General features: G+C 50.1%; 11 protein-coding genes. 7 read left to right on the top strand and 4 right to left on the bottom strand.

Annotated elements, in window-relative coordinates:
• The first annotated feature begins 31 nt into the window (after positions 1-31).
• The 4 genes from gatC to DACE_RS17705 all read left to right on the top strand — a co-directional run bounded on the left by gatC (position 32) and on the right by DACE_RS17705 (position 4,019).
• Positions 32-319: an Asp-tRNA(Asn)/Glu-tRNA(Gln) amidotransferase subunit GatC gene (gene gatC / locus DACE_RS16490; protein WP_006003240.1), complete on the top strand. Its 288-nt coding sequence runs from the start codon at positions 32-34 to the stop codon at positions 317-319.
• Between the two features lie 51 nt (positions 320-370).
• Positions 371-1,828: an Asp-tRNA(Asn)/Glu-tRNA(Gln) amidotransferase subunit GatA gene (gene gatA, locus DACE_RS16485; RefSeq protein ID WP_006003238.1), complete on the top strand. Its 1,458-nt coding sequence runs from the start codon at positions 371-373 to the stop codon at positions 1,826-1,828.
• Between the two features lie 59 nt (positions 1,829-1,887).
• Positions 1,888-3,342, top strand: coding sequence for an Asp-tRNA(Asn)/Glu-tRNA(Gln) amidotransferase subunit GatB (gatB, locus tag DACE_RS16480; protein ID WP_272940878.1), 1,455 nt, complete (start codon positions 1,888-1,890; stop codon positions 3,340-3,342).
• Between the two features lie 233 nt (positions 3,343-3,575).
• Positions 3,576-4,019, top strand: coding sequence for a hypothetical protein (locus tag DACE_RS17705; protein ID WP_050770062.1), 444 nt, complete (start codon positions 3,576-3,578; stop codon positions 4,017-4,019).
• A gap of 94 nt (positions 4,020-4,113) precedes the next feature.
• Here DACE_RS17705 and DACE_RS16470 read toward each other — a convergent pair whose 3' ends face one another.
• A complete protein-coding gene (locus DACE_RS16470; RefSeq protein WP_006003233.1) occupies positions 4,114-4,983 on the bottom strand; it encodes an HDOD domain-containing protein in 870 nt (289 codons plus the stop codon).
• A gap of 174 nt (positions 4,984-5,157) precedes the next feature.
• Complete coding sequence (locus tag DACE_RS16465; RefSeq protein WP_006003232.1) at positions 5,158-6,186, bottom strand: NADH:flavin oxidoreductase/NADH oxidase; 1,029 nt, start codon at positions 6,184-6,186, stop codon at positions 5,158-5,160.
• A 453-nt stretch (positions 6,187-6,639) separates the two neighbouring features.
• On the opposite strand from DACE_RS16465, the gene DACE_RS16455 reads away from it, so the two are divergent.
• The 3 genes from DACE_RS16455 (at position 6,640) to DACE_RS16445 (ending at position 8,867) form a co-directional block, all read left to right on the top strand.
• Positions 6,640-7,647, top strand: a complete 1,008-nt coding sequence (locus DACE_RS16455) for an integron integrase (RefSeq protein ID WP_006003230.1) — start codon at positions 6,640-6,642, stop codon at positions 7,645-7,647.
• A 181-nt stretch (positions 7,648-7,828) separates the two neighbouring features.
• Positions 7,829-8,080, top strand: coding sequence for a hypothetical protein (locus DACE_RS16450; RefSeq protein WP_040367907.1), 252 nt, complete (start codon positions 7,829-7,831; stop codon positions 8,078-8,080).
• Between the two features lie 88 nt (positions 8,081-8,168).
• Positions 8,169-8,867, top strand: coding sequence for an SDR family oxidoreductase (locus DACE_RS16445; RefSeq protein WP_006003228.1), 699 nt, complete (start codon positions 8,169-8,171; stop codon positions 8,865-8,867).
• Between the two features lie 196 nt (positions 8,868-9,063).
• Here DACE_RS16445 and DACE_RS18745 read toward each other — a convergent pair whose 3' ends face one another.
• Positions 9,064-9,534 carry a 4Fe-4S binding protein gene (locus tag DACE_RS18745; RefSeq protein WP_050770061.1) on the bottom strand — a complete coding sequence of 157 codons (471 nt, stop codon included), beginning with the start codon at positions 9,532-9,534 and terminating at the stop codon, positions 9,064-9,066.
• 45 nt (positions 9,535-9,579) lie between these two features.
• Positions 9,580-10,919: DUF945 family protein (locus tag DACE_RS16435; protein WP_155809184.1), on the bottom strand; the 1,340-nt coding region annotated here is incomplete at its 5' end.

Genomic DNA, 10,919 nt, shown 5'->3' with positions numbered 1-10,919 from the left:
CATTTACAATTATTTATNCGGAGGAAGACCAATGAAAATCACCCGTAGCGAAGTGGAAAACGTGGCCCGGCTGGCACGTCTGGCCCTGGCGGATGACGAGCTGGATCGCCTGACCGGCGAAATGGATGCCATTCTCGGCTATGTGGAACAGCTCAACGAGCTGGACACCGACGACATTATTCCCATGGCCCATGCGGTTCCGCTGGAAAATGCGTTCCGTGCCGATGAGGTCACCCCGTCTTTGGGAACTGAAAAAGCGCTGGCCAATGCCCCGGACCCGGATGACGGTTGCTTCGGCGTGCCCAAGGTTATTGAATAAGCAGAATATGGATCAAATGATGACCGGCAACGGTCACGATGTGGAGTGACTATGCAACTGACAGACCTGACCATCCATGACATGCAACAACGCATGGCGGACGGCTCCCTGACTTCCGTGGAGCTGACCGAGGCGTTTCTGCAACGGATTAAAGACACCGACGAACGGTTGAATGCGTTTATTACCGTGTGTGACGACGAAGCTCTTGAAGCGGCCCGCCAGGCCGATGCCCAGCGCGCTGCCGGTAACGTGCAACCGCTCACCGGCATTCCCGTGGCCTTGAAAGATATCTTTATCACCGAGGGCTTGCGCACCACCTGCGCCTCCAAGATCCTCGGTGATTACTGCCCGCCTTACGATGGCACGGCCGTGCGTAAGCTCAAAGAGCAGGGCGCGGTGATCGTCGGCAAACTCAACATGGACGAGTTCGCCATGGGCAGTTCCAACGAAAACAGCGGCTATGGCCCGGTACGCAATCCGTGGAACCTCGATTGTGTTCCTGGTGGTTCTTCCGGTGGTTCGGCCGTTGCCGTGGCGGCACGTCAGGCCGTGGCGACCCTCGGTACTGACACCGGCGGTTCGATCCGTATGCCTGCATCCCATTGCGGTGTGGTCGGGTTGAAACCCAGCTATGGCCGGGTATCGCGCTATGGAGTGATCGCCTACGCCTCGTCGCTGGATCAGGTTGGTCCGATGACTCGCGACGTGCGCGACTGCGCCATCATGCTCGGCGCTGTGGCTGGTTATGATCCGGCCGATTCCACCTCGGTTGATATGCCGGTGCCTGATTACCTGGAGAATCTCGAGCAGGGCGTGGCCGGCAAAAAGATCGGCTTGCCCAAGGAATATTTCATCGACGGCCTTGATGCTGAAGTCAAGCAGGCCATTGACGCTGCGGTGGAGACCTACCGCAAGCTTGGCGCTGAAATCGTCGAAGTCAGCCTGCCCCACACCAAGTACGCGGTGGCCTGTTACTACGTGGTGGCCACGGCTGAAGCCTCCAGTAACCTGGCCCGCTACGATGGCGTGCGTTTCGGTGAGCGTGTCGACGAAGGCAACGGCCTCATCGACATGTACATGCAGACCCGCTCACAGGGCTTTGGCGACGAGGTTAAACGCCGCATCATGCTCGGCACCTATGCGCTCTCTTCCGGCTACTACGATGCTTATTACCTCAAGGCTCAAAAAGTGCGTTCACTGATCCGTCAGGATTTCCTCGACGCCTTTGAACAGGTTGATTGCATCCTGACCCCGGTGGCTCCGACCGCAGCCTTTAAGCTTGGTGAAAAAATGGCTGATCCTCTGACCATGTATCTGTCCGATATCTTCACCATCTCCACCAACCTGGCCGGTATCTGCGGATTAAGCCTGCCGTGTGGACGCACCGAACAGGGGCTGCCCATTGGCGTGCAATTGCTCGGCAAGCCATTTGGTGAGGCGGAGCTGCTGCAGACCGCCTATGCCTATGAGCAGGCCACGGACTGGCATACACAGGGTCCTGAACTTTAATTGATAACATCGAGCCGACCGGCTCCCTGCATCCAGCATTGAAGTGATGCAGAAAGGTTGTGAGCGATATGAGAGATAAATACGAAGTTGTCATCGGACTGGAAGTGCATGTCCAGTTGACCACCAAAACCAAGATTTTCTGTGGCTGCTCCACGCAGTTCGGCAACCAGCCCAATTCGCAGACCTGCCCGGTGTGCCTCGGCCTGCCCGGTGCGCTGCCGGTGCTGAATCGTCAGGTGGTGGAAAACGCCATCAAGGCCGGTCTGGCCACAAACTGCCAGATCTCGCCGCGGTCGATTTTTGCCCGTAAAAACTATTTCTATCCCGATTTGCCCAAGGGTTATCAGATCTCCCAGTTTGAGCTGCCCATCTGCGAGCACGGTCACCTGGATATTGAAAGCGACCATCGCGGGGCGCAGAAGATCGGCATCACCCGCATCCACATGGAAGAAGATGCCGGTAAACTGTTGCACAGTGACGATGTTGGTGCCGGGTCACGCGTTGACCTCAACCGTGCCTGCACGCCACTGCTCGAAGTGGTTTCCGAGCCGGATATGCGCAGCAGCGACGAGGCAATTGCCTATCTGAAAAAACTGCATCAGATCGTCATGTACCTCGGCATTTGTGACGGTAACCTTGAAGAAGGTTCCTTCCGTTGCGACGCCAATGTCTCCGTGCGTCCCTGGGGGCAGGAGGAGTTCGGCACTCGTGCCGAGCTGAAAAACATCAACTCGTTCCGCTTTATCAAAGAAGCCATCGAGTATGAAATCGACCGCCAGATCGAACTGGTGGAAGACGGCGGCACCGTGGTTCAGGAAACCCGCCTGTTTGACAGCAACACCGGTCTGACCCGCTCCATGCGTGGCAAGGAAGAGGCGCACGACTACCGTTACTTCCCCGATCCTGATCTGGTGCCGTTGATTATCAGCGATGAGTGGGTGAGTGATGTCCGCGATGGTTTGCCTGAGCTGCCCGAAGCCAAAAAGGCGCGCTTCATCAAGCAATATAGTCTGCCTGAACGCGATACGGAAATCCTCACCGCTGAGCGCGCCCTGGCCGAGTATTTTGATGCCTGCGCTCAGCTGCACAAAGACGCCAAGGCTTGCGCCAACTGGGTGATGGGCGATGTCCAGCGCCGTCGCAACGACGAAGGCCTGAGCGTGGCGGATATTCCGGTGACGCCGGAATTGCTGGTCGGCATCCTCAAGCGGATTGACGATAAAACCATCTCCGGCAAGATCGCCAAGACCGTGTTCGACGAAATGTGGACCACGGGCAAAGATGCCGATACCGTCATTGACGAAAAAGGGCTTAAGCAGGTCACCGACACCGGCGCCATCGAAAAGATGGTCGATGATGTCATTGCCGCCAACCCGGCCCAAGCCCAAGAGTTCAGCGAAGGCAAAGACAAGCTGCTCGGCTTTTTTGTCGGCCAGATCATGAAAGCCAGTAAGGGCAAGGCCAATCCAGGTATGGTCAATGAACTGCTGCGCAAGAAGTTGCGCGGGGAATAGCGCTCCTTTCAATTGCTCCATGCAAAAGGCCCCGCCGATGTTCTTCGGTGGGGCCTTTTGTGTTTGTGCAGAAGCCCACGTCATGGGGCCGGTTTAATATTCTACGATATCAGGAGGCTTGTTGTGACAGGCCTTCGAATGTCAGATTAAAATTAAAGTATTGAAACGTTCATTATTAAGTGTTTAACTACGACCAGTCTGACTCAATTACTTTCACATCTATGGAGGTGGTTATGTTTTCTCGTTTTAGTCTTGTTTTCTCGGTATTGCTCCTGGTGGCACTTCTCAGTCAGCCGGTTTGTGCTGCGGATCAATGGATGTATTTCTCCGTCAAGGACGCACTCAACTCTCAACTGGCCCAAGATAAGCTTGATCCTGCGATCTCTTTTTATATGAAAGGTCAGTCTCACGGAAATGTGCAAAGTGTTACGCGTGAATATACCGCCAATAAACGGGCGCGAAAGTTTGGCAAAACGGCAGAAGGTGCCTGCCAAACCGCTTTTGTCTCAGCGCTGATGGCCTTTCAGCAGCGGGCGTATAAAGAGCGCTGCAATGCTGCGATCGACCTGTACTCCGTGACCAAAGACAAAGTGTTTGAAAGTGCCGATCAGTATTCCTGTCTGGTTGGGGGCATGATGGTTAATGTGGCTATTCGCGGTAAGGTGGCCAATAAATAGTCTCAGAGGTGTCGATCATTTAAACCAAAGGCCCTGTCGGATTTAACCGGCAGGGCCTTTTTAGTGGGTGAGTGCGTTTGGGTGAAGCTATTGCTTAAAAGATCATTCCGGCATTCGGATTGACGATGGCCAACACATCAAAGCATTCAACACTGGCGTCACTGATCAACAACTCAAGTTGTTCGCGAGGGATTTCAAGGCCATGAATTTCGATCTTAGACAGGCTGGCAAGCTGAACCGGTTGGCCGCTTTTCAGTTCCGGTTCAACGCAATTGGTGATCTGAAGCGCGACCTTCAGTAATGTGGCTTCTCCCTGAAAGTCGCCAGCGTTTTCCGGTGATGCCTGGAAGCGGACCGGTTTCCACAAACGTTGTGGCAATTCCCAGCTTTCCAACAGCGCCGAGCCGAGCTGGGCGCTGCTAAAGCCGAGAACCTTCTCTTCAATAGCCGTCAGGCTGCTTTGACCCTTTTCCGCCTCGCTGACAATCTGCTGGGCTTGTTCCGGCAGTTGCGAGTAGAGAATCAAGCGGCCGACATCGTGGAGAAGACCCGTCAAAAACATGGTCTCGCCACTGCCACCGAGGAGCACCATCGATAGTTTCTTGGCGATCAGGCCGCAGTAAACGCTGCGCTGCCAGAACGCATTCATGTCGATACTTTCCGGCGACAGGTCTTGGAATGTTTCGGTTGCTGTTGCAGCAAAGATCAATGACCGCAATTCGTTCAGGCCAACCACCGTGATGGCACGGGAGACCGTTTCAACTTTGGTAGGTAAGTGGTAAAAGGCACTGTTGACTAGCTTAAGCAACTGGGCGCTCAGGGCCGGGTCATGACTGATCACCTCGCCGATCTCCTCGGCATCAGCCGTTGGCGAATCGAGCAACTGATTGGCACGAACAACCACTTCCGGCAGTGAGACAAGCTGGTTGATATCCTTGATGATCTCTTCAGGTGTCATTGACATGCTTTTACCCCTTTTCCTAGCCTTTTGATATGAAACCGAACCGTCTAAACAATTTGGACCTTAAGTATAACATCTGTCAATGGATGTGTAAGGGTTTGATTCATTTGCCTATAGAAATGGAAGCTCCTTCCGGGGGTAGCGTCCTGTTGTTAAAGGGCTTTGGTGGCGTTTTTTTTAATAGGCTCTTAGATACGACTGTTCAATGTGATCTTTTTCTTCAAATAGTTTCGCTGCCTGGAATACAAAGTTGGGAGAGCGTAACAGCTCTCTGCCGTAGGCGACAAAATCACACATGCCATTTTTCAGAATCCCTTCGCCCTGTTGTGGCGTTGTGATTAAACCAACCGCAATCACGGGAATGGAAACCGCCTGTTTGATCTTCTGGGCATAATCACACTGATAAAGTGGTTCAAACGCTGGCAGATGATCGACAACCTCGTGGTTGCCACCAGCCGAAATATGCATCGCAGCCACTCCGATCTTTTCCAACTCTTTTGACAGATAGATGGAATCTTCCACCTTCCAGCCGTTCTCCATCCATTCATCCGCAGAGATCCTGACCATCAAAGGAATGTCGACCTTTTCTTTGATGGCTTTGACTGTTTCCAAAACAATACGGCACCTGTTTTCCAGGCTGCCGCCATACCTATCTTGTCGTTGATTCGTCAAAGGAGACAAAAACTCGCACAACAGATAGCCGTGCGCAGCGTGAAGTTCAATGATGTCATACCCTGCGTTCTGCGCTCTGACGGCGGCATCGGCAAACAATTCTTTTATCTCTTCAATGCCTTCCAACGTCAGTGCCTCAGGTTTTTTATACGGCACTTCCTGGGAAAAAGCGATGGCGCTTGGCGCAACGGGAATGGTCGTTTTCACCTCACTTTTTCTGCCGGCATGGGCAATTTGCAGAGCCATTTTGGCCCCGAATTTATGGCATTCGTCCACAAGCTCTTTGTGCGTGCGCATTTGCGCGTCCGTCCAAATGCCGAGATCATAGTCTGAAATTCTCCCGCGTCCTTCAATGCCCGTGGCTTCAACGACGATAAGACCAATCCCGCCTAATGCCCTGGCGGTGTAGTGGTATTTATGGAAATCCTTGACTTGAGCCGTATCGTCACTTTGATACATACACATAGGAGGCATCACAACTCTATTTCTTAGCGCGACATTACCGATTGTGCCTTGCGATAATAGTGTGCTCATTTTTTTTGTCCTTTTGTCTTACGAGGTAAGTGATTTCAACGTGTTGAATCGTTTGCTTCCGCGGGGGTTGAAATCAACACGTATGACGGGGGTAGGGAATAAGAAGGGGATGCTGAAGGTGTTCTTTAAGTTCAGGAAAGATTTTCCCCAAACGGTCATTCCCAAAGATATTTTGCCCTCGTTGGAACAACATGACTCATTACGGAGTCAGTGTAACACAAAAGGCTTGCCGATAGGGTATCTCGACATTCAGCTATGAGTAGAGGGGAGCTTGTTGGTATACAAACCCTGAATGAGGAAATATGGAGAGTGCCTCTCGTTTTACCAATTAGGTAGAATTATTAGAAAAATAGAATTTTTCTGAACAATGTATTAACTTCTATCTTTAAAAAAACGCTGGAGCGAAGACTAAATATCACGCGAATTCACGCAGCGACAGGTGTGCGAGGTGACATGATCAGTGAGGAGGAAGTATCAGTTAGAGCTGATAATCCCAAAAGACCGCCTAAGTTGCTGGATCAAATGCGAGAATCGATGCGCTCCAGACATTATCGCCCTCGCACGGAAGAAACCTACTGTCAGTGGGTTCGGCGTTATATTTTGTTTCACAAAAAACAGCATCCGAAAGATATGGGTGAGTCAGAAATCAACGCTTTTCTGACTTACTTGGCCGTCAAGAAAAAGGTCAGCGCTTCGACCCAAAATCAGGCATTGAGCGCAATTCTTTACCTGTATCGGCATGTCATCGGTCGGGATATCGGTGATTTGGGTGAGGTGATCCGGGCGCGTAAGCCAAAACGACTGCCGGTGGTCATGACTCGCGAAGAGGTTAAGGCGGTTCTCGATCAGTTAAATGGCGATAAATGGTTGATGGCCAGTTTGCTCTATGGTTCTGGATTGCGCTTGATGGAATGTCTGCAATTGCGGGTGCAGGATTTGGATTTTGCTGGAAGGGAACTTCTGGTTCGCGATGGTAAAGGTGGAAAAGACAGACGCACTATGTTGCCGCAATCATTGGTGGCTGCTTTACAGGAACACTTGATTCACGTTAAGAAAATTCATGACAAAGACCTGAACGATGGTTGTGGCAAGGTTCCGTTGCCAGGCGCCCTTGATCGGAAATATCCGCAAGCCCCGTGGGATTGGCGCTGGCAGTGGGTTTTTCCACAAGCGAACCGCTGGAAAAATAAAATCACCGGCGAAGAGGGGCGGCATCATGTACACGAGACGATTTTGCAACGAGCTGTCCGTGAAGCGGTTTCCCGTGCCGGTGTCGTCAAAAGAGTCGGGTGTCACACCTTTCGCCACTGCTTTGCAACCCATTTGTTGGAAGCTGGGTACGATATTCGTACAATACAGGAATTATTGGGGCATAAGGATGTGAATACAACCATGATTTACACACACGTTCTTAATAAAGGTGGAAAAGGGGTGCAAAGTCCGATGGACGGTCTGCTGTGAGGATTTATGCAGGTCTGTATAAAACGGGCATAGAATTGATCGCATGCCCGTAACTTACCGATTCTTATCTTAAAAATCGCATGATAGTAATTTGGTAGAAGAATTTATATAGCAGGGGCTTTCTGTGTTTGAGGTTTTATACAGAACTGTCTATTTATAGTTATATTCCAAAGGTAGTAGCATGAAAGTCGGAACCAAAGTAAAACTACTTTCAATCAACAATACGACGAAGACACCTGATGATTGCGATCCGAGTGAAAACTACTGGTCACTAATCGGTGAAGAAGGGACAATTGTAAAGCCGCTCAATGAGCGTTCTCGCTTCTTGGTCCAAATCGATAATGCTGACAAGCTTATTGGCCTTCATTGTCATAATGAAATCGAGAATAGTTTGTGGATACTCGAATCCGACTTGGAAGCTGTAAATGACTGAAGAATATAACAACCCAAAGGAGGTCAATCAAAAACCTGCAGGCGGCTTTTTGATTGCTCATTTTAAACGTTAGGGTCCAAAGGAAACGATGAACAATTCATTACATAATAAAAAGATTCTTATAGTTGGCGGTAGTTCTGGCATTGGGCTTGCCATTTCAAAACACGCCTACAAAGCTGGGGGACAACTTATTATAGCGTCCAGAAATGCGGCAGGAAGACATAATGATTTAGCGGCCCTAATTGGCAACGGAATTGAAACTTATTCCTTTGATATAACCTCAGAAAATGAAACGGTGAGCGTAATGGAAGAAATCGGAGATATCGATCATCTTGTCATTACTGCAAGGCCGGAAATCTCCCCCGCACCTTTTGCTGAAACTGATATTAAACAGGCAAAACAAGCATTTGAAACCAAATTTTGGGGACAGTACCAGCTCATACAAAAAGCACAAGGTCATATTCGACAAAATGGCAGTATTATTCTGACAACCGGTATTGCTGGCGAAAAAATCTTCAAAAACGCTTCAACCATGACAATCATTAATAGTGCCACTGATGCATTTTGCCGATTATTGGCGGTAGAATTGGCACCAATAAGAGTCAACGTTGTAAGCCCCGGTTTTGTTGCCCCCAAACCACCAGAGGTGGAGGCGTATGCTCAACAGTTCCCTTCTGGAAAGATCGCTTCACCTGAAGAAGTAGCGGACGCATATATTTATTTGATGAAAAATCCTTATATAACAGGAACATCTCTCGTAATTGATGGTGGTGCTATATTGATATAAAATCCTAACAAAACGCTGGAGAGGGACCAGGCTTACTGCGCGGCCTTTTCGGAAGTGCCTGATTCAGGAAAATTTACCTTTTATCTGAGCTTTTGGGGTTTAAAAGCCCGGCCCCTCAGCTCCCCGTTATGCATCAAGAAATAATTAGTAGAATTACCAATCATTTCTTGATGCAGGATAATCATTTAGATTGCCATTACCCAAGTGTTTGAACCGGACAGCTATCCACACACTTACGACAGCCGGAACACGCATTGATGGTGATGACGGCATACTCACCAACACTGATGGCGTTGGTTGGACATTCATTTGTACAGGCACCGCACGCCACACATTCGTCAGTGTACACGGTGGGCGCAATGATCTCCGTTCCCTCTTCGATGGCTTCAACAGGACATTCCGCATCGCAGACTTGGCAACCGATGCAGAGGGTGGCATTGACGACGCAGGTGTCATTGCCCTCTACGATGGCATTGGTCGGACAGACATCAACACAGGTTTGGCAATTAATACACATTTGTGAATCAATTCGCCGGCGATAATTCCCGGTCGGCACCCAAGCCCGGCCGGGTGTTTTCATCAAAGCCACGAGCCCGGCTGTTAAAACCGGGACACGAATCAGGAACTGCCTGCGCGTGGAACTGATTTTTTCATTTTTCCTTGCCATGCCCCCCCCCTTTTTTGTCAAACGCATTGAGTCATGCGTACCTCGCTACAAAACTAACTCTTGGCCATTAAGCAGCAGTTGGTCGTCTTTGATCTCAGCCTGATGGACCAGCTTTCCTTCCTGTTGTTCGAATACGCCTGTTTGCATCCCTTCAAACAGAGGAACGAGCAGACTTTGCTGGTCGGGGACTAAGCCCTCGGGCAGGCTCAGGTTGGAGGCAAAAGAAAACACGTCCACCAGTGTTTGTGGCTGTTGTGCGATTGTCGCGAAGTCCGCCAAGGTCATATCTTTTTTCAGTGCAATGGCAAGGTCACCATCCACGTCCCCTTCGGACAAGCCGACATGCAGATCTGTGATTTCAATTTGCAGGTTTTTTGTTAACAGTTTTTCCACTTGCGGGAGCAGACCCAGCCCGATCATGGGAAGCTGTTGTTGCATGATTTCTTCAATTTGCTCAGGGTCGTTCTGTGAGGCGGAAATGTTGGTCATCAAATCGCTGACCATGCTGATGTAGCTATCGTAGAGATTTTGTAGACTTTCGGAATCCAGTTGATTGATGCCTACACTGACGTTGACGTTGTTGATCTCTTCGTCGTCGGTAACGATTTTGTCGACACTGTAAGTGGCGGCCGTTGATAGTCTCTGGCTTTCTTCATTGTAATCCGTCGTCGATGTCATTTTGAGAGTCGAGACGTCCATAATGGCGTTTTGATCGCCAGCATAAACGCTGATCTGATCAACGGATATGGATGAGTCGCCGTCCATAATCATCGTTGAGTACACGTCGATATCGGAAGTAACGGAACACCCTTTGAGGTCGAGGACGTCGGCAATGGAAAAGCCATCAAAAGAGCCATTTGCCAGAAGGTGTTTGCCGGAGCGGTCTGTTTTAATGTCAAGAGTTGCGGGGCTGACCACAAAGTGATCTTCATCCACATCAAACTCAAAAGGAGCCAGGTCCAGAGTGGTTGAGAAACCACTGAACATGTTGAATTGACTGGTGATGGTGAGTGGGTCAACACCCTCCAGTGATTCATTGATAAAGTCGTTGTACCAGCTATTTTGTGTCAAACTGGCTGTTGAGGTGGCGCCAAGAATACCGTGCTTGGCTTTTTCACTGATGATAATCGTTTGAACCTTGTTGACGTCAGGCCACTGGCTAAAGGTGATTTTAAATTCGATTTCAGACGTACCGAATCCGCGCTCATACCGGGTAATTTCAAAGTTCGGGGAATAGGGTTGCGACTCGTACAGTTCATTGGCCTTGTCGACTTGACTACGGAGGATTTTCTCCATCATCAGGCCGTTGACAAAGGGTGCGGCAACAACAAGGGCGATAAGAACCACTGCGACTGCAAGAGCTTTTTTCATTGTTTTCCCATTCG

Origin of the sequence: Desulfuromonas acetoxidans DSM 684 (assembly GCF_000167355.1) — a bacterium.
GTDB classification, from domain to species: domain Bacteria; phylum Desulfobacterota; class Desulfuromonadia; order Desulfuromonadales; family Desulfuromonadaceae; genus Desulfuromonas; species Desulfuromonas acetoxidans.
Note: the sequence above shows the minus strand (reverse complement) of the source record. Positions and strands in the feature narration are given on the sequence as shown.